A 19962-nucleotide genomic window follows, 5' to 3' on the forward strand; every position below is an offset into this window, starting at 1 on the left:
CAACCTCGATTTACATCGTTTGCAGCAGACTGGCTAACTGTTTATTGATCGCTAACTGATTAAATTCAGTTTCAATTTTTTCGCGCGCGCACTGCACAATCGGTTGTACCTGCTCACTGTCGAGTAGGCTAAATGCCGCTAAATGCTCTGCCAGTGCCTGCGCATCGTTTTCCGGTGCCAGCCAGCCAGACTTGCCCGATTCGACCAGCTCCGGGATCCCACTGTGAACGGTAGAAATCACCGGAATACCCACCGCCATCGCCTCCATCAGCGCCACCGGGATCCCCTCCATATCGCCGTCTCTTCCGGTAATCGACGGCAGCAAAAATACATCCGCCTGCTCAAGCATCTCCTTTACCTGATGGCTGGGCTTAAAGCCGGGCATCTCAATCACGTCATCGAGTTGATATTGCTCGATCAGTGTGCGTAAACGTCGCTCCCAAGGGCCGATACCCAGAATGCGATAACGAAATGAGACGCCCTGCTCTTTTAACTGTCGACAGGCTTCGATGGCGACGTGCAGTCCTTTTTTCTCGGTTAACCGGGCGACAGAGATAATTTCCAGCGGTGCAGCTGGTGCTTTCAGTTGGCGAGGGGTAAAACGCGTCATGTCGATACCCATACGCGAAACCGCGATTTTATGCGGCGGGCATCCCATGTTTTTTAAACGTCCGGACCAGAGATTGCTGATGGGTAACATCAAATCTCCACGTTGAAACAGCTGCTGATACTCAGGGGTATAGCGGGTAAGCACATCCCGATGCGAAACATCGACGCCGTGAAATACCGTAGCGATTTTTCCGCGGATCATCCCAAGCTCACGCAGCTTAGCGGCCGTTACGCCTGCTGGCCCAAAATGAGCAATAAAGACATCCGCTTCAAACGCCCGCGGATTCCCACCGCAAATGGCCGCCAAAATCAGATTGCGCGCCTCGTCGCCATAGCGTGCAACATTCAGCGCTTTCCAGGTCGCTGCGCGGGTGAGACCGTGCAGAGCTGCCGCCGCCCTATATTTCAGCTTCGCCAGTTTGCTTTCCGGTTCATTCAGCAACCAGCGCGTTTTTTCACCCAGCCGGTAGGTATTAAATGAGGCATGCGTATTTTCAAGATCGCCCTTCTGCAAAGCGACAATCTCCACGTCGTAGCCCATATCAATAAATGCGGTTATCTGATTGAGTACAAAGGTCTCAGAAGAGAGCGGAAATTTAAGCAGGAAAAAGCCAATCTTCATTTTTCCCCCTTAATACGCGTTAAAACCGACTGCACCATGCGTACCCCGTGTTCGCGTTCGCGTGTCACAGCGTCCCCAAGCCGTATGTTCAGTTCAGGTAGCTGTCCGAGGGTATCGGCGACCTTTCCTTCCAGACTGCCATCGAGCAGATGGCGAATATCGACAGCCATCTCCGGCAACCCCAGTTGTTGCATGATCCCTGCCGATTTATGCTCGTAGTTAATGGCGATGGCTGGCGTCATAAAATTCATCGAGATGATGGCCGAGTGCAAGCGAGTGCCCACCGTCAGATCGCATGCCCCCAGAATCTTCCCCATCTCCAGATCGTTAAGTTCATCCATCACCACGTGATATCGGGATGAATCGTTAACATACTGACGCAGGTTTAACGCCACCATGCGGTCATCTTTGTTGTAACTATCAATACCAGTGCAGGTTGACAGCGCTATCACCTGGTAACCTTCATCAAGGATGCGGTTCACCACGCCGGCAAAGGCTTGCTCATAGGCCTGCTGCGTTGTCCCCAGACGCTTATCAAAAGGAGCCAGCTCGCGCAATGTAATGGCAACGGTCTTCTGTTTAGCCGCCATGTCTAACCAGTGCTGTACCGCATAACCTGGCTCAAAATCCTCATGATGATTGTCGACAAGCCAGGCCGTATCCACGCCTGTTTCGACTTTATCCGTGGTAATTGCGCTGCGTTTCATCAGATCCAGACTGACGGATTCACGTAAAATCAATGCATTACAGTGGCCAAACACGTAGTTCGCCAGTTGATTAAACTGCTCATCCTGGAATGGCCCCACGCTGTGACCAATCATGTACAGCGGTTTTTTCGCCATAAACGAACACAATGCATGTTCAAACTGCGGCACACCATACAGATCGACAAAGAACGATCCGCCGACCTGGATGATGGCGTCATAGCGCGACAGCAGACGGACAAAATCGGTAAAGCCCTGGGCGATAGCGATATTGCGCAGATTACCGGAGTCGGTAACACGCGAGAGCAGTACCTGGTGCTGATAGCGACGACGCAGCACTTTCTTCACGCGCCCCATAACACCTACTGCATTGTTGTGTTGTCTCATCTGCAAATACAGCGGATCGCCCATCACCGGGCGGTTCAGCAACCATGAGGAGCTCACCGGGTAACGGCTCATAACATCCACTTCAGTCTCAGGACGCAACGCGTTAATGGCATCCAGCAAACCGCGCAGGATCGCGCTATCCCCTCGGTTCCCGCAGGTATGGTTGCCCAAAATTAATAGTTTCATTATGACCTCTTAAAGCGTTGTTCTTATCCTGCACGGAGCAAGGTTTTCATTTTTTCACTGCGACAGAGCTGGCGTTTTATTTCCACCACCAGCGGATGGCGCGACAGCACTATCATTAACGCAAACGCCAGCGCCCCTGCCGCTATCTGGCTCCCCAACAACACGCCCAACGACAGCTGGCTATGCAGCATTACGCCCAGCGCATAGCTCACCACAAGGGTTGGCAAGGAGAGATACAACGGCAGCCAAAGACTGAGCATGTACTGGCGGTAGCTGGGGCCAAGAACAGGTTTAATCATCACGAAATAGCTGAGGACTGTGTTAATCACCTGGACCAGCAAAAAGCCCAGCGTCACGCCAATTGCCCCGGCCAGATGTCCACCGATGAAAATGGCGGGAATAAACAGAAAGGTTTTGAACACATTGAATTTAAAGCTGATATCGACCCGCGCTTTCGCCATCAGCAGTGAACCGATTGGATTCCCCACCGAGCGCAGCAGCCCAACAATACACAGCAGTTGCAGGATGGGGATAATGCCGTTCCACTTTTCACCGAATACCAGCGGCACCACGTTATTCGACACCACCATCAGTCCCAGCAGCGCCGGGAAGTTGATAATCCCGACCACCGACAGCAGCTTGTAAAAATTCACTCGCAGCTTTTCACTGTCGTCCTGGATTTTGGCAAACGCCGGAAACAGCACGCGGGTGATAATCGGGTTCAGTTTGATCGGGGGGACAACCGCCACATTCCAGGCGAGATTGAATCCGCCTGCCACGCCAGCTCCCAACGTGCGGGCTAACACCAGTGTGGAAAAGTTGGTATTGATGTAATTGATGATGCTGTCTGCCGTCAGCCACGCACCAAAACGCAGATTCGACGAAACGGATGCCAGCGAAAAATGCAGCCCCGGACGGTAAATCCGGCGACCAAAATAGCCGAACAGCAGCGTACGTAGCGTACTGTTTACCAGATACCCGAGAATGGCCGTCAGTGCGAGCGGCCAGAAATGGGCGCTGACTACGGTAAAGATAAAACCAGCCAGTACCGAACTGGTTTCAATCATGCCAATTTTGTTGAAGGCCAGCTCTTTTTGCATCAGCGCGCGAAACTGCTGCCCGTGCGGTATCACCACAAACGCCAGCGATAACGTTTTGATGAGCGGTGCCAGTTCTGGGTTATTAAGTACGCTGGCAATCGTCTCGCTCAGCAGAAACATCGCTACGCATACCACGATACCCAACCCCACGTTGAGCCAGTACAGCGTGGTCAGTTCAAGATAGCCAATCTCTTTGCGCTGAATAATTGAGTTGGCGATACCAAAGTCAGACAACGTATCGGCCAGCGCGATGATCACCAGCGCCACGGTTAACAACCCGAACTGGTGATTATCAATAATCCGCGCCAGGACGGTCATCTGGATTAGTCCAAGGCCAATAATGATCACCGTGGCAATCGCCGACCACTTTGCGCCGTTCAGCGTTTTTTCTCGTAAGCTCATGTTAATACGCCGCTTTGTTGACAAAGCCTTTGAATACCGTCAGAAAAACAATTTTGATATCGAACCACACGCTCCACTCGCGAATGTATTCGAGGTCAAACTCCACACGTTTTTCCATTTTTTCCAGCGTATCGGTTTCACCGCGCCAGCCGTTGATTTGCGCCCAACCGGTAATACCCGGTTTCACCTTATGGCGTAACATGTACCCCTCGATCAGCTGGCGGTACTGTTCGTTATGCGCCACCGCATGCGGGCGTGGCCCGACAATAGACATCCCCCCGGTCAGCACGTTAATAAACTGCGGCAGTTCATCGAGTGACGTTCGGCGCAGGAAATTCCCCACAGGAGTAACGCGCGGATCGTTTTGCGTCGCCTGCGTCACCACCGCGTCGTTTTCCATCACTTTCATCGAGCGAAATTTCCAGACTTTGATCGGCTTTCCGTCCATGCCATAACGGGTCTGGCGGAAAATCACCGGTCCTTTGGAGGTCAGTTTTACCAGTAGCGCTATGCCACACAGCACCGGAGAAATAAGCAGCAGGATCAGCGAAGCCAGCACGATATCTTCCGCGCGCTTTAACAGGCGATTAATCCCCGAGAGCGGCGTGTCATACAGCGGCACCACCGGAACACCGTTCATCTCCTCAATCCGTGAATGCAGAATGTTGAAGGTAAAGACATCAGGAATAAGGATCACTGAGCAGGTGGTGTCGGCCAGCGCGCGAACCAGTTTTTTGACGCTGGCGCCATCGCTCATCGACATGGCGATATAAACGTTATGAATACGAGAGGCTTTGGCGTCATCCACCAGTTGTTGCAGATTACCGGCCCAGTCGCGTGAGTTTTTTCCAGGGATAGGATCGTGATAGACACCCGCCACTTCAAATCCCAGCCACGGTTCATGGCGAAAGCTGTCCAATAGCATTTGTCCGGCGGGCAGGTCCCCTGCCACCGCCACCCGGCGCGTGTTATACCCGCGATTACGCAACCATCCCGCGCAGTAGCGAATAAACGAACGGCTCAACACCAGGCCAACACTGGATAGCAGATACCACGCCAGCCAGACGGCGAGACGGTTATCAAAATCGTTATTAAAGGCGATCAGACCTGCGCAAAAAATCAGACTCAGCGTCCAGTTTTGCAGCAACAGCACCAGCTCAGTGGAAATTTTGACACCGCGCCAGGAGCGATAAAAATCCGTTATGCCACCGAGCATCTGAAAAACGACCAGCGTGATCAGCGCCACCAGCAGGTGCATGTACAGGAAAGGCAAACCGCTTAATTCGCAGATTACCCACAACCCGCCAAACATGATGGTGATATCTGAAAAGCGTTGCACCATCGAAATTAACGACGCATTGGTTTTGGCGCGTTCGCGCTTTTTTAGATGTGTCATCGTGGTTCCTGTTAGTCACCCTTTGCCCAGAATCGGGCAAAGGAAGCACCAGCATTACTGATTCAGTAACGCCAGAAGAGTGCGCGTTCGCGCTTCCATCAACGGAATATCTCCGCGCGATTCCACGTTCAGGCGCACCACCGGTTCGGTATTGGAAGAGCGTAAATTGAAGCGCCAGTCGACAAACGACATGCTGATACCGTCCGTTCTGTCCACCGACAGCGCCTCACGAGAAAAATGCTGCTCCACGCGCGCAATCGCTGCCGTCGGCTCTGCCAGCGTACTGTTTATTTCTCCGCTCGCCGGGTAGGCCACCATCCGGTCACGGACCAGTTCGCCCAGCGACTGTCCTTTCAGACACAACAGTTCCGCCACCAGCAGCCACGGGATCATTCCGCTGTCGCAATAGGCAAAATCGCGGAAATAGTGGTGCGCGCTCATTTCGCCACCATAAATGGCATCTTCGTGGCGCATCCGCTCTTTGATAAACGCGTGCCCGGTTTTTGACATCACCGGTTTACCGCCTGCCGCCGTCACCACATCCACGGTGTTCCAGGACAGGCGTGGGTCGTGGATAATTTTCGCCCCCGGATTCTTCTCCAGAAACGCTTCCGCCAGCAGGCCGACAATGTAGTAGCCCTCAATGAACTGACCTTTTTCATCGAACAGGAAGCAGCGGTCAAAATCACCGTCGAAGGCAATCCCCATATCCGCGCCGTGTTCAATCACTGCATGGCGCGTATCGGCCCGGCATTCCGGCAGCAGAGGATTGGGAATACCGTTGGGGAAGTTGCCATCCGGCGTGTTGTGAATTTTGATGAACTCGACCGGCACGCCCAGCGCCTTGAAACGGGCTTCAATGGCGTCAACCACCGGACCTGCCGCGCCGTTGCCGGAATTGAGCACCAGCTTCATCGGTTTCAGGTTGGCGGGATTGATGTAACCCAGCAGGTGGTCAATGTAGGTATCACGGGTAGTAATGCGCTGGTAGCGGCCACGTTTTGTCTCATCAACCGCCGGGAAGTCGTTGGCTTCCGCCAGGCGCTGCACGTCGCGCAGACCGGTATCTCCGCTGATGGGCCGTGCCCCTTCCCGCACCAGCTTCATACCGTTGTAATCCATCGGATTATGGCTGGCGGTGACTTCAATACCGCCGTCAATGCCCAGGTGGAAAGTGGCAAAATAAATCTCTTCAGTGCCCGACATACCAATATCCAGCACATCCACGCCCGCATCCTGCAGTCCTTTCGCCAGCGCCAGCTTCAGCGTCTCACTGGTCAGGCGCACATCGCCGCCGAGGACAATCGTTTTCGGCTTCAGGAACTCGCCGTAAGCGCGGCCAATACGCCACGCAATATCTTCATTCAGCTCTTCGCCCAGCCTGCCGCGAATATCGTAGGCTTTGAAACAGGTTAATTTCGTCATGATTTACCCTTCTTCAGGCAACAGGAGGCCCTGACTCTTAATGAGCCTTTTAATGAGTGTTAAATGCATTTCCCGGCACGCTTCGCTTATCGGCCCTACGGTGTTGTAGGCTGGATAAGCGCAGCGCATCCGGCATCAGGTACGCCCGTATCTGTCCGCAAACCGCACCACATCATCCTCATCGAGGTAAGATCCGGAGCGCACTTCAATCAGATCGAGCGGGATTTTCCCCGGGTTCTCCAGACAATGGGTCGCCCCCAGCGGAATATAGACAGACTCGTTTTCAGCGAGCAGTTTGATGTCGTCATTGATTGTCACCTTCGCGGTACCAGCCACCACAACCCAGTGTTCAGCCCGGTGATGATGCATCTGCACGGACAATCCCTCACCGGGTTTAACGGTAATCCGCTTCACCTGGTAACGGTCTCCGGCATCAATAGAGTCGTACTTGCCCCATGGACGGTAAACTTCACGGTGAATATGGTGCTCATGACGTCCGTCAGCTTTAATTTGCTCCACCACTTTTTTGACGTCCTGCACCGCGTTGCGATCGGCGATCAGCACCGCATCTTTGGTCTGCACCACCACCAGATCCTTCACCCCGACGGTGGTTACCAGGCCAGACTCGGCATACACGTAGCTATTTTCCGTTTTATGGCTAATGACGTCCCCATGATGCACATTACCTTCAGCAGTATGGGCGCTGATTTCCCACAATGATGACCAGGAGCCAACATCGCTCCAGCCTGCGTTCATGGGCATCACCACCGCATCGGCCGTACGCTCCATTACCGCATAGTCCACAGACTCTTCCGGGCAGGCGAGAAACGCCTGTTCATCAACGCGGATAAAATCGAGATCGGGGTCAACCGTACTCATGGCGTTTTCGCAGGCCTCAAGAATGTCGGGGCGATATTTTTTCAGTTCTTCCAGATAGCGCCCGGCCCGGAACAGAAACATGCCGCTGTTCCAGTAGTAGTCGCCGCTCGCCACGTAAGCCTGCGCGGTTTCCAGATTGGGCTTTTCAACAAACTGCGCCACCTCAAAAGCCACGGCGTCGGTATTGGTCGGCGAAACCTCGCCACGACGGATATAGCCATAGCCGGTCTCCGGCTGGTCCGGCACGATACCAAACGTCACCAGCTTACCCGCACTGGCATACGGCATTGCATTGCGAACCGCCTCGCGAAATGCTTCTTCGTCAGCAATCATGTGATCGGCCGCCAATACCAACAGCAGCGGATCTTCCCCCGGGCTTTGACGTTTTGCCGCCAGCGCGGCCAGCGCTATCGCCGGTGCAGTATTGCGCCCGGCGGGTTCGAGAATAATATTCTCAGTCAGCTTATGCAGTTGTCGTAGCTGTTCCGCCACAATGAAACGGTGTTGTTCATTACAGATAACCACCGGGCTTTCACACTCCACGCCGTTCAGACGACAGATCGTTGTCTGCAACATGGTGAGATCGCCTTTCAGGCACAGAAACTGCTTTGGATATAGTACGCGGGACAGAGGCCATAAACGGCTACCCGAGCCACCGGCCATCACCACCGGAAAGAGTTTGTTTTGACTCATCATGTACCCCGAATATCTGCAATAAATTGGCTCAGCACGTTTTCTTTATCCAGCGTGCGTTCGGCATACTCACGTGCCACCGTGTTAATCTTTGGCATGGTTAGCGCCTGTTGAATCCCGCCAACCAGCGCATTCTCTGATTCAGGCTCGACACACACCGCGATGCCTGGGTGAGCATCACACAGCTGACCCAACTCGGTCTCAGGTTCGGCGGTAATCACCGCGTTTCCACCAACGGCGAGGATATTGGTCAGTTTGGAGGGCAATACGGCATCCGCCGCACCGCGCTTTTGTACCACCAGATGGCAGTCCGCCATCTTGAGCAGCGCAGGCAGCGCGTCATAAGATTGCAGCGGAAAGAAGATCACATTGTTCAGGCCGCGTTCGCCAGACATACTCTCCAGCCGCGCTTTACCCCCGCCCTGCCCGACAATCACAAACAGCCAGGGCTGTTCGATCAACAGGGCCGCTGCGTCGATCACACTCTCCAGCCCTTGCTTTTCACCGATATTGCCTGAGTAGAGAATGATTTTTTTATCATCAGGCAAGCCCAGTTGCTGGCGCAACGCCAGAGCATCGGCATCGTTCACGTCACGAAAACGCGCTACTTCTGACCAGTTCGGAAAGAAAATGACCTTCTGTGCATCAACGCCCTTCTCCTGCGCTTTATTCATCATTGAGCGAGAAATGGTCGAAATATGGTCCATATTCAACAGCCCACTGCGCTCAAAGGCGCTGGCCAGTTTTGCCACCGCGCCACGCTTGCCTTTGCCCGCCATGCCAAGCCCCAGCATGGCATCGACTTCGTAATCCTGAATATGCAGCAGCGTGCGCGCCCCGGACAGCTTCGCCAGCAGGCGCATGCCCGGCGCACAAAACAACGTCGGCACTACCCCAATGATGCGATCCGGCTTCCAGCGGCGCTGCGCCAGCAACGGGAAGAAACTGCTCAGGGCGAAACTACCTAAATGCAGCAGGCGCTTGAGCGTAGAAGGCTGCTCAGGCACATACAGCGGGCAACGCCAGACGATGGCATCGCCTTCTTCACGACGGTAGCGCCAGGATGAATAGCGACCGCTGACCTTCCACTGCGGATAATAAGGCGGCGCAGTGATCACTCGTACGTCATGCCCCTGTTGCGCCATCCACTCCACCATTTCACCGGTGTATTTACCGATACCGGTCAACTCCGGCGAATAGTTGATGCCATACACAAGGATCTTCATAGCCCGGGTACTCCGGCCTGACTCTTCTCACAGAAGTAAGCCCGGCTGTTGTCGTGCACGTGGTCACTGGCCAGGATCTCTTCAATTGTCAGCCAGCGGTACGCGTCATGTTGAACGTCAGGCAGTTGCAGGTCGTTTTCCGACACCCGCAGACGAAATCCCAGCACGATGTAATGCGTTGAGAAATCTACCCCGGAAAAGTTGTCGTCATAGAAGTGCTGCCAGACCCCGTAAAACTCTGCAGCGGACAGCGGTAAACGTAACCCCAGCTCAGCGTCAGTCAGCCGCTCAAAGGCCGCGCGCAGCGGTTCATCTTTTTGCACCCGACCGCCGGGCACGAACCAGTACCCCTGCGCCGGACGATTGAGGCGCTTGCCAAGCAGAAATTCGCCCTGGGCGTTTTCCACGATCAAATCGATGGAAATCAGCGGAGTTGAACGTACAACGGTGGCAAAATCCTCATGACGTAAAAACATGCTTACCCCCGGTAACGCTGCTGGTTTTCAAGGAACCACTGATATGTACTGGCAAGCCCCGCTTCCAGAGATATCTCGTGATACCAGCCCAACTGATGCAGACGCGTAACATCGAGCAATTTGCGCGGCGTGCCGTCCGGTTTGCTGGCGTCAAACACCACGCGCCCCTTGTAACCCACGACCTGCGCGATAGTCTGGGCCAGTTCACGGATGGTGCAGTCCACACCGGTGCCCACGTTGATATGCGACAGCATTGGTTGGGTATATTCCTGCAACACTTCCTGAGCTAGATCCATCACGTGGATACTGGCCGCCGCCATATCGTCGACATGCAGAAATTCACGCATTGGCGTCCCGCTTCCCCACACCACCACATCCGGCGTATTTTGCTCGCGAGCCTCATGAAAGCGGCGCAGCAGCGCCGGGATCACATGCGAATTACTCGGATGAAAGTTGTCATGCGGTCCGTACAGATTGGTCGGCATCACCGAGCGATAATCACGGCCATACTGTCGGTTATACGATTCGCACAGCTTGATACCGGCAATTTTGGCAATCGCATACGGCTCATTGGTCGGCTCCAGTTGCCCCTGCAAGAGTTCACTTTCGGCGATCGGCTGGGTAGCTTGCTTGGGATAAATACAGGATGACCCGAGGAACAACAGTTTATTCACGTTATGCAGATGCGCTGCATGAATAATGTTGCTCTCAATCATCATATTTTCATAAATAAAATCAGCAGGATAAGTATTGTTCGCCACAATCCCCCCCACTTTTGCCGCCGCCAGATAAACCTGGTCAATACGTTCAGCGGCAAAGAACGCCTGCACCGCACCGGCGTCCAGCAGATTAAGCTGGTCGCGGGTACGCAGCACCAGTTCTACGTTATCTCGCTGCGCCAGCTGTCTTACGATGGCGGACCCCACCATCCCGCGATGGCCCGCCACAAAAATACGTTGTGTCTTCATCCTCAGTACTCCAGCGCGATGGCGACCTCGTAACCGTGCGACTTGAGCAGGGAATGTTTCTTCGCTGCTTCAAGGTCGTTAGCGACCATTTCTGAGATCATCTGGCGCAGCGTGATTTCCGGTTTCCAGCCGAGTTTTTCATGTGCCCTCGCCGGGTCGCCCAGCAGCGTTTCTACTTCTGCCGGACGGAAATAGCGCGGATCGACGGCGATTATCACATCCCCAGGTTTCACACCCGGCGCATCGTGTCCGGTCACAGAAACCACAATGCCTTTTTCATTCACGCCCTCACCTTCAAAGCGCAATTTAATCCCCAACTGAGCGGCCGCCATTTCCACGAACTGGCGCACGGAATACTGCACGCCGGTGGCAATGACGAAATCTTCCGGCTTATCCTGCTGCAGCATCATCCACTGCATCCTGACGTAATCTTTGGCATGCCCCCAGTCGCGCAGTGAATCCATGTTGCCCAGGTACAGGCAAGACTCCAGCCCCTGAGCGATGTTGGCAATGGCGCGGGTGATTTTACGGGTGACGAAAGTTTCACCACGGCGCGGAGATTCGTGGTTGAACAGAATGCCGTTACAGGCATACATCCCGTAAGACTCGCGGTAGTTGACGGTGATCCAGTAGGCGTACAGCTTGGCAACAGCATACGGTGAACGCGGATAGAACGGCGTGCTCTCTTTCTGCGGGATTTCCTGTACCAGACCGTACAACTCAGAGGTGGACGCCTGATAAAAACGGGTCTTTTTTTCCAGACCAAGGAAGCGGATCGCCTCCAGCAAACGCAAGGTGCCGATCGCATCAACGTCTGCGGTGTATTCCGGTGAATCAAACGACACCGCAACGTGGCTCATGGCGCCCAGGTTATAGACTTCATCCGGTTGGACTTCCTGTAAAATACGGGTCAGGTTGGAGGAGTCGGTCAAATCGCCATAGTGCAGATGAAATTTGGGATTGCCTGAATGCGGATCCTGGTAGATGTGGTCCACACGTTCGGTGTTGAATGATGAAGCGCGACGCTTAATACCGTGTACTTCGTACCCTTTTTCCAGCAGGAGTTCTGCCAGGTAAGAACCATCCTGCCCGGTTACGCCAGTAATGAGAGCGACTTTTGACATGTTATAACCTCTTCAGTGATCCCCTCAGGGAGTAACTTTCTCGACGCGTTCGCGCGTGACTACTGCGGGATTTCCCCGACAAATGACATTTGCTGGCAGCGATTTAAATACGCTGCTTCGTGCTCCAACGACGGTGCCATCGCCAATCGTCACGCCAGGCGCGACAAAGACATCTGTCGCCAGCCAGCATTTAGCGCCAACCACAATCGGCGTGGCGTTAATATCAAAATGTTGACTGGCATAATCATGACTCCCGGTGCATAAATAACTTTTTTGCGAAATAACCGCATGGGCGCCAATCGTAATATCACCTAACGTATATAAAACCGCGTCGTCACCCACCCAGGCATAATCTCCCAGGGTTAATTTCCACGGATAAGTAATTTTTACTGAAGGCCGAATGACTACGTTTTTTCCTATTTTTGCACCAAACATTCGTAATAAAAATGCACGCCAGCGATACATGACCTGTGGTGACCAGCGAAATAATGTTGCTTGCACCGCCCACCATAATTGCACTTTAATAGCACCACCACCGCGAAAACCCCCAGGCACTTTAAATCCGCTTAAGTCCTGCATAATATGCCCTTACGTTTTCCCATATAAGGTTTTTGTTTTACCGGTTGTGCGCAGACGTAAATATTCTGACAAACCTGTCCAAAAACCTGGCATGTGTAATATCTGGCGCTGTACTTTTTTGGCATCCCGACACAATTCCAGATTATTCGTCGTTGACACTCCGCCCATAGAAAACTCCGATACCAACCCGCTAAGCTTTTTAAAAGCGTAACCGGACTTGTATAATTGGGCTGCCAACGCGTAATCAGACGATATTTTATATTGCAAATCATAATGCCAGACATTCAGTCCTGAGAGTGGAAAGAATATCGCCTGATGGCTGGCGGGCAGGCTATGATAAATATACCAACCAGGTTTTGCCCGGCGCTTAATTTTGTTGCCATTGCCGAAATCCAGCAACGCATCGCCAATGACCATGGTTTGGTCGCTCTGCATTTTTAGCTGGCGGATAAAATGTGCCGCATCCGCATGCAAAATATCCCCGGAGTTGAGGAACAGCGCGAACCGCCCGCGCGCCATCGCGATGCCTTTGTTCATCGCATCATAGATGCCGTTATCCGGCTCGCTGACAAACCGTAACCGGTGTTCCCCACTGAGCCCTTCAAGAAACGCCGACGTACCATCCGAGGAGCCGCCATCAACAACAATCCACTCAAAACTGATATCACCCGCTTGCGCCAGAGGTGCCAGCGATGCGTGAGTTTTGACGATCCCTTCCAGATTGCGAAAGGCGACGGTAATGATACTGAGCAGCATGTGAGTTACCTCGCGATATTCAGCGCCTTGCGCAATATAAACGGACACACAATTAAAAATGCGTATTCCGGACTAAATACTGAACCTGTAAAAAACAGGGACAACGGTGTAAAAAGATAAAGCTGCACCCGATAATTCTGATTATCGCCAAACGCATTGATCATCATTTTCATGACCTTCCCCATGTACCATAGGGCTAATATCACCGCGAACCATGAAAAATAAATAATCAGCAGATACAAACCATTGTCTATTGTTTTACCGACATCTGCACCGTTAAAAATTCCGAATGACGCGACGTATTCATAAAGTGAGCCAAATCTCACTACGCCATCAACGTTCAGTAACGAATAACCGACCATCACTAATGGCCCTACGATACGATAATACGATGACGAACCTTCAGTTCCTAAATCACCAAGCCGCGTTGCGATGTACGGAAAAGCAAATATCACCCCAACTAAAAACACGCTTAATGAGATTATCGCCAGGGGTAGCTTCTTTTTTATCGCATCCTTATTCAGGTACTGGAACGCCCACTCCAGGAGATAAAACAAAATAAACGTCATTACCCCTGAAAACGATCCTGATAATATTATCCCTGCCAGAATCATAGCATCGGACTTAGGTGTTTTGATACCAAACTGTTTGATGCTGAGCCAAATTGAGATTAACGCCAGAGCGAAGAATGCCGGTTCGAAATAGAGCGCAGTGGTACGTTTCCCACCAAACTTAATAAAGTTCAGAACATAGCTGTTACTGTAAATAAGATATTTCGAAATAACTTCCATTAAACTGCTGCCGCCGCTGAGAATTATCTGTGCCATTTCAACCGCAGCTAACCCCACCACCAGTCCCACCACCAGCCAGAAAAAACGCAAAATCTTAATGTAGTTATGCGGTGAAATGGTTTTGAAGCGAATACTCCACACCATGCCAATGATCACCACGGTATAAACAAACAGCATCGCTGACGTTACGTACTTACTGGCATCCAGTGATTGACCGAACAGGTAGTTAAACGCCGTCAGCCCGCCCCCTACCCCCAGCGCGATCATTAATTTTTTGATATTGATGCGCTCGACAAACAGCAACAGCAGAACGGGTAAGAAGGTGACGATAGTTATCGGGAAGCTCTCGCCAAGCTGGGCGAGTTTGACGTTAACCAGCAGATAAAGCAGCGGTAGCACCAGATAGCTACAGATTCTGATAGAACGAGACATATTCCTCCAGCATCTGTTGCCCACTGTATGCCACCCGACTGCGTTGACTGAACGCGGTAAGGGACGTGTCAAATACCGCCTGCGCAATGTCTGATTTTTTCAGCTGCACCAGCTGCAATACGTCCGCTTCGCTGAACGTTTTACCGCCTGATTTAGCCAGCACTTCCTGCGCGGCATCGCTGTGCGTGGCAATTACTGGTACGCCGATGGAAAGCGCTTCACACAAAATCAGCGGGTAGTTATCGACACGGGAGCTGAACACCAGTCCATCCATCTGGTTAAGCGCATTCATCAACGTGCGCTTATCGCTCTCAAAACCGTGGTTGATGACGTTATCTCCCGCAAATGGCGAAAATTTGCCGAAGGTATGCAGCTCAATTTTGTCCCCAAGCGCGCTAATCGCTCGCACCAGTTGTTGACTGGTTTTGCCGTCATAGCGCAGGTCATGAGCTACCACGGCAATTTTCGGCCGACCGCTCTCCGCAGGCATCGCGGGTAGTTCGGCAAGAATGGCTTCAGTTGCCACATCAATTCCGTTGTTAATAATGTGACATCGTCCCACGCCATACAGGCTGTTGAATGCGTCGGCCACATGCTGACTGGGTGAGATAAACTGGCAGCCCAGCGCCAGCATGGCGCGAAACATCTGCCGCTTGCCGGGCAACTGCTGATGGGCTTTATCGATTTTTACCGGCGGATAGTTGCTGAGCGTTGGGCATTTCTGGCAGCCCGTTTTCCAGCCTTCGCAGCCATCAGTAAAGGCACAGCGCCCGGTCACGCTCCAGTGATCGTGCAGCGTCCAGACGAAGGTGATATCCGGTTTATGCGCCTTCACTTTTTGGCAAAAGGTCACCACCTCTTCCAGGTTCAACCAGTAGCTGTGCAACACATGAAAATGCAGTACCAGTGGGCCGCTGGTGCGGGTAACTTCACGGTATAACTTGTTGAGATTGCCAAACATGTCGCGGTTCGCGAAACGAAACAGCGCAATGTTCGCCGCCGACGTCAGGCGCGGCGTATATTTGATAACCTGCGGGTAATTCGCATGACTGGCGCTTTTTTTACCGCCTTTGCCATAGCCATAGATAAACCGCGACGACAGCCCTTTTTCCAGCGACCTCAGATGCAAATCTAACGCCACGCCTGCCGCCCCACCTTCTGCGAGTCGCACATTAAACTGTAATATCTTCATTTTATTACCTTCACCCGTGCCTTCTCGCCCACGACCAGCGTATTGTCCGGGACGCTATCCACCACAACGCTCCCGGCGCCAATCGTCACGTTATCGCCAATAGCAACGTCGCCGAGCAGAGTGACATTGGCCCCCAACTCAACGCCGTTACCGATGACCGGACAGGATGGATCGTTGGCACCAAGATTGCCGATAGTAACGCCGTGGCGTAGGGTAAAATCATCCCCCGCCACCACGTGTTTATTGATAACCACCCCATAGCCATGATGGATGGTGAAACGACGACCGATTGATGCAGCAGCCTGAATTTCATAGCCAAACAGGCATTCGGTGATAAGGCGGTACATCACCAGCACCGGGGCAGCCCACAGGTTGTTTATGATGTTTTTTTTACGCCAGACGGAGCAAAAATGGGCAATCCGATAGGCCGCCACCATGCAGCAGGGGCGCAGACTCCAGCCGTTCGCGCGTAAATCTTCCAGCATAATTAGCGTCCTCGCAGTCCGTCGGCCAGACGCTTACTGTTACGAACAGAAAGCAGCGTCAGCAGCGTGCGCCAGTTCATCCGTTTGTTGCGGATCTGATAGAGGGTAAACAACTGATATTTCTTGCTGGCCCGGTCAAATTTGCCTTTGTGCTTGCGGTAAAACTGAAAGTAGCCGGAGAATTTATTCGGCGATGAGGTAATACGCATCTCGCCGTGATTCACATGCAGGATCTGCGTCGCCTCTTTGACCTTCCACGGTTTGCCATACGCCACCACCATGCGCAGGAAGATGTCGTAATCCTGCGCCGCTTTCAGCGTGGTATCGAACAGGCATGCTTTAAACCGCCATGCCCAGGTAAATACCTGATTACCAATGATGTTGCGCTTATAAAACCTGCGGCGTGAATAAACGGACTTCGGATAGAGCGGCAGACTGGTCGGCTGCGAATACACTTCGCCCTCACAGACATAGTCATTGGCATACAGAAACGCCCGTGTGACCAGTTGATGCCGATACTGCAGGAACACGCTCAGGCGGTTCGGCGTCCATTCATCATCATCATCAATCCCCGTAATGTATTGCCCGTTGGCCTGCATAATGGCCTGATTACGCACCGCGCAGGCCCCGGAGTTGGTGGAATTATGCGTATACGACACACGCGGATCGTTGAGTTCCTCAACAAACTGCTGCAACTGCTCATATGATGAAGAGCAATCATCCACAATGATCATCTCCCAGTGAGGGTAGTCCTGGCGCAACACCGATTTAATCGCCCGAATGGCCAGCTGCTGGCGGTTCCAGGTTGGCATATAAATTGAAATTAGCGGGTTTTCTGTCGTCATTTTCGTTTCCGGATAGATACGCTTTTGTTGGCCGGATAAGGCGTTTTCGCCGCATCCGGCAGGGTTGGTGATTTATTTCGCATCCGACGTATATTCGTATTCGTAGTAGCCGTAATCCTGATACCCGCTGGCACGACGGAAGATCGAGTTGAGGATCACCCCTTTCACCTGGATGCCATTTTGCTCGAAGCGACTCAGGCTGGTTTCCACCTCTTTCAGCGTGTTGACCGCATAACGCGCCACCATCAGAGTGGTGCCGACATGACGGCCAACAATCGCCGCGTCGGTCACCGCCAGAATTGGTGGGGTGTCAATCAGCACCAGGTCATAGTGCGAGCTGGCCCAGGCAATCAGTTCGCCGAAACGCTCGCTCATCAACAGCTCGGAAGGATTGGGAGGGACTTGACCGCGAGGGATCAGATCAAAATGCGGAATCGATGTCGGTTTGGCGCTGGATGAGATATCCCCCTTGCCAATCAGGATCTCAGACAGGCCGTTGACGTTATTGGTCCCCAGCAGTTCGTGGGTATAGCCTTTGCGCATATCGCAGTCGATCAACAGCACGCGTTTGTTGGTCTGGCTGATGACTGCCGCCAGGTTGGCGCAGACAAACGTTTTACCAATCGACGGGCTGACGCCGGTCAGCATCAACACGTTGTTACGCGCCTGCATCATGGCAAAGTGCAGGCTGGTACGCAGGCTACGGACCGCTTCTATGGCGAGATCCGTTGGATTCCCCACGGCCAACAGCTGGCTTTGCTTGTAGCGTTTCATACCTTTAATGGTCTGAACGTTATCACGCGCTTTTTGCCATTCAGATAGCGGAATACTGGCATACACGCTGATACCATGCTCTTCCAGCGCCTGCGGGCTTTCAATACCGCGATTAAACAGAGAACGCAGCAGTACGCCCACCACCGAAAGCATCAAACCGAGAATGATACTGCCGAGAATAATCAGCGCCGTTTTCGGCTTCAGCACGCCAGGCTGGGCAATCGCGGGATCGACAATGCGCACATCGCCAACCGTACTGGCCTCGGTAATCTTCAGTTCCTGTTGCTTGTTCAGCAACTGCATATAGACCTGCTGACCGGACTCCACATCACGCGTCAGACGAACAATTTCCTGCTGCGTTTTCGGCATCGCCGTTACGCGCCCGTTCAGCTTACTTTTCTCATCTTCCAGCGCCTGGCGTTTTTCCAGCAGCGTGCGGTACGCCGGATGCGCTTTGGTGAACAGCTTGGAAATCTCCGCTTCTTTGAAGGTCAGTTCATTCAACTGCGCATCGATATTCACCATCGAATCCAGCACCGCTTTGGCTTCCAGCGGCAAATCCACGGAGTCTTTATCCTGACGAAAGGCGTTCAGCTTGTTTTCAGCAACGTCCAGCCGATTACGCACCTCAGGCAGTTGCTTTGCCAGAAACGCCAGACTTTTGGCGGCCTCTTCAGATTTACGTTCCACGTTTTGTTGCAGATAGTTGCGGGTAATACTGTCGAGGATCTGGCGGATTTGCTCGCGGTCTTCGCCGGTAAAGGTCAGGCTCAATACGCCGGTGTCTTTGCCCGTTTCCGTCACCATCAGGTTATTTTGCAGGGTGTTTATCATGCCCAGCGTGGAGAATTTGCTGACGGTAAATTGGCTCTCCGGGCTGGCATGAATCGCCTCAACCAGCATCGTCACGCCATCATGTTCCAACACCTTGCCGACTTGCCCCCGGGCGCTAAAACCCCCGTCACTCACCAGTTGATAGCTTTTGTCATTCAGCACATTGAGCGTGAAGGTCTGTTCATTCATTGCCTTTGGCAACGTGAAGGTGGTCACATTAACCGTTTCGTTCTGGCGGCCCATCAGCCGGTCCCAGCCCGCGCCAAAAATAGGGAATGTATCTTTGGTAACGGCGATATCGAGGTTAAGATCGTCTACCGTTTTCCCTAATACCAGACGCGACTGGATGAGCTGAATTTCCGCTTCCGAGGCCGGAGGTTTGTTCGACAACGCCGAGCCAATATCCTGCACCAGTGAATTTCCGGTATTTTGCTCAATTTGCACCAGCGCGTCCGCACTGTAGATGGGTGTGGCGAACAGTGTGTAGACCGCGGCACACAATGCAAAAGCCGTGGTAATGCCTAATACCCACCAGCGGGCCTCCACCACCGTTGCAACCAGACGACCAATATCGATTTCATCATTGCCCGTTACCGGCGCAGCAGACTGTTTAACTTTTTCTGTCATTGTTTTCCCTGCTCTGCGTTCAGTGCCTGAGCCCATTGGCGGGCAGACCGTTCAAGTAATGCGTACACCGCGTCAAACGCATCACGGCTTTTACGATACGGATCGGGAATTTCGCGCTCGCTGTCCCAGTGCCCAAAAAGCATCACTTTGCCACGCATCTCCGGTACCATTTCACACAGGGCAGAGATATGGCGCTTCTCCATGGTCAGGATCAGGTCATACTCCCGGCACATGCGTCCCGAGATCTGCCGGGCACAATGATTATCCAGTGACAGGTTGTGCGCCTGCGCCACGCTAATAGCACACGGATCCGCGCCTTTCCCCACCAGCGCCCCAAGACCGGCTGAAGAGACCGTTAACGCCGGATGAAATTGCCTTAATAAACGCTCTGCCGTCGGGGAACGACAAATGTTCCCCACACAGACAACTAAGATTTTGTTAAACATGATG

At 52.9% G+C, this 19962-nt stretch carries 18 protein-coding genes; all 18 read right to left on the minus strand.

The features are described from left to right. Nucleotides 1-10: 10 nt before the first annotated feature. On the minus strand, nucleotides 11-1231 hold the full coding sequence (gene wcaL / locus OGY04_RS19460) for a colanic acid biosynthesis glycosyltransferase WcaL (protein ID WP_286585889.1): 1221 nt from the start codon (nucleotides 1229-1231) through the stop codon (nucleotides 11-13). Then, nucleotides 1228-2508 carry a colanic acid biosynthesis pyruvyl transferase WcaK gene (gene wcaK / locus OGY04_RS19465; protein WP_286585891.1) on the minus strand — a complete coding sequence of 427 codons (1281 nt, stop codon included), beginning with the start codon at nucleotides 2506-2508 and terminating at the stop codon, nucleotides 1228-1230. Before wcaK ends, wcaL begins: the two co-directional genes overlap by 4 nt. Before the next feature lie 23 nt (nucleotides 2509-2531). Further along, nucleotides 2532-4010, minus strand: a complete 1479-nt coding sequence (gene wzxC, locus OGY04_RS19470; protein WP_286585892.1) for a colanic acid undecaprenyl disphosphate flippase WzxC — start codon at nucleotides 4008-4010, stop codon at nucleotides 2532-2534. A gap of 1 nt (nucleotide 4011) precedes the next feature. After that, the gene (gene wcaJ / locus OGY04_RS19475) at nucleotides 4012-5406 is read right to left on the minus strand and encodes an undecaprenyl-phosphate glucose phosphotransferase (protein ID WP_286585894.1); all 1395 of its coding nucleotides are present in this window, start codon (nucleotides 5404-5406) and stop codon (nucleotides 4012-4014) included. Between the two features lie 54 nt (nucleotides 5407-5460). Beyond that, on the minus strand, nucleotides 5461-6831 hold the full coding sequence (cpsG, locus tag OGY04_RS19480; protein ID WP_286585896.1) for a colanic acid biosynthesis phosphomannomutase CpsG: 1371 nt from the start codon (nucleotides 6829-6831) through the stop codon (nucleotides 5461-5463). A 135-nt stretch (nucleotides 6832-6966) separates the two neighbouring features. Next, on the minus strand, nucleotides 6967-8403 hold the full coding sequence (gene cpsB, locus OGY04_RS19485) for a mannose-1-phosphate guanyltransferase (RefSeq protein WP_008785192.1): 1437 nt from the start codon (nucleotides 8401-8403) through the stop codon (nucleotides 6967-6969). Further along, nucleotides 8403-9629: a colanic acid biosynthesis fucosyltransferase WcaI gene (gene wcaI / locus OGY04_RS19490; protein ID WP_286585898.1), complete on the minus strand. Its 1227-nt coding sequence runs from the start codon at nucleotides 9627-9629 to the stop codon at nucleotides 8403-8405. Before wcaI ends, cpsB begins: the two co-directional genes overlap by 1 nt. Next, complete coding sequence (locus OGY04_RS19495) at nucleotides 9626-10105, minus strand: GDP-mannose mannosyl hydrolase (protein WP_286585900.1); 480 nt, start codon at nucleotides 10103-10105, stop codon at nucleotides 9626-9628. Before OGY04_RS19495 ends, wcaI begins: the two co-directional genes overlap by 4 nt. A gap of 2 nt (nucleotides 10106-10107) precedes the next feature. Continuing rightward, nucleotides 10108-11073, minus strand: a complete 966-nt coding sequence (gene fcl / locus OGY04_RS19500) for a GDP-L-fucose synthase (RefSeq protein ID WP_219987536.1) — start codon at nucleotides 11071-11073, stop codon at nucleotides 10108-10110. Nucleotides 11074-11075: 2 nt separating this feature from the next. Continuing rightward, the gene (gene gmd / locus OGY04_RS19505; protein WP_192465695.1) at nucleotides 11076-12197 is read right to left on the minus strand and encodes a GDP-mannose 4,6-dehydratase; all 1122 of its coding nucleotides are present in this window, start codon (nucleotides 12195-12197) and stop codon (nucleotides 11076-11078) included. A 24-nt stretch (nucleotides 12198-12221) separates the two neighbouring features. Continuing rightward, nucleotides 12222-12776 carry a colanic acid biosynthesis acetyltransferase WcaF gene (gene wcaF / locus OGY04_RS19510; RefSeq protein WP_048235022.1) on the minus strand — a complete coding sequence of 185 codons (555 nt, stop codon included), beginning with the start codon at nucleotides 12774-12776 and terminating at the stop codon, nucleotides 12222-12224. Between the two features lie 9 nt (nucleotides 12777-12785). Further along, a complete protein-coding gene (wcaE, locus tag OGY04_RS19515) occupies nucleotides 12786-13532 on the minus strand; it encodes a colanic acid biosynthesis glycosyltransferase WcaE (protein ID WP_275260470.1) in 747 nt (248 codons plus the stop codon). A 5-nt stretch (nucleotides 13533-13537) separates the two neighbouring features. Next, nucleotides 13538-14755, minus strand: a complete 1218-nt coding sequence (wcaD, locus tag OGY04_RS19520) for a colanic acid polymerase WcaD (RefSeq protein WP_020996654.1) — start codon at nucleotides 14753-14755, stop codon at nucleotides 13538-13540. Beyond that, nucleotides 14730-15947, minus strand: coding sequence for a colanic acid biosynthesis glycosyltransferase WcaC (gene wcaC, locus OGY04_RS19525; protein WP_286585901.1), 1218 nt, complete (start codon nucleotides 15945-15947; stop codon nucleotides 14730-14732). Before wcaC ends, wcaD begins: the two co-directional genes overlap by 26 nt. Continuing rightward, the gene (gene wcaB, locus OGY04_RS19530; protein WP_032943932.1) at nucleotides 15944-16432 is read right to left on the minus strand and encodes a colanic acid biosynthesis acetyltransferase WcaB; all 489 of its coding nucleotides are present in this window, start codon (nucleotides 16430-16432) and stop codon (nucleotides 15944-15946) included. Before wcaB ends, wcaC begins: the two co-directional genes overlap by 4 nt. Before the next feature lie 2 nt (nucleotides 16433-16434). After that, nucleotides 16435-17277 carry a colanic acid biosynthesis glycosyltransferase WcaA gene (gene wcaA, locus OGY04_RS19535; protein WP_000206145.1) on the minus strand — a complete coding sequence of 281 codons (843 nt, stop codon included), beginning with the start codon at nucleotides 17275-17277 and terminating at the stop codon, nucleotides 16435-16437. 72 nt (nucleotides 17278-17349) lie between these two features. After that, entirely contained in the window at nucleotides 17350-19512 is a 2163-nt protein-coding gene (wzc, locus tag OGY04_RS19540) for a tyrosine-protein kinase Wzc (RefSeq protein ID WP_286585903.1), read from the minus strand. Continuing rightward, complete coding sequence (gene wzb / locus OGY04_RS19545; RefSeq protein WP_032949610.1) at nucleotides 19509-19958, minus strand: low molecular weight protein-tyrosine-phosphatase Wzb; 450 nt, start codon at nucleotides 19956-19958, stop codon at nucleotides 19509-19511. The genes wzc and wzb overlap by 4 nt, the downstream gene beginning before the upstream one ends. Between the last annotated feature and the right edge of the window lie 4 nt (nucleotides 19959-19962).

Origin of the sequence: Citrobacter sp. Cpo091 (assembly GCF_030332645.1) — a bacterium.
GTDB lineage: Bacteria > Pseudomonadota > Gammaproteobacteria > Enterobacterales > Enterobacteriaceae > Citrobacter > Citrobacter portucalensis.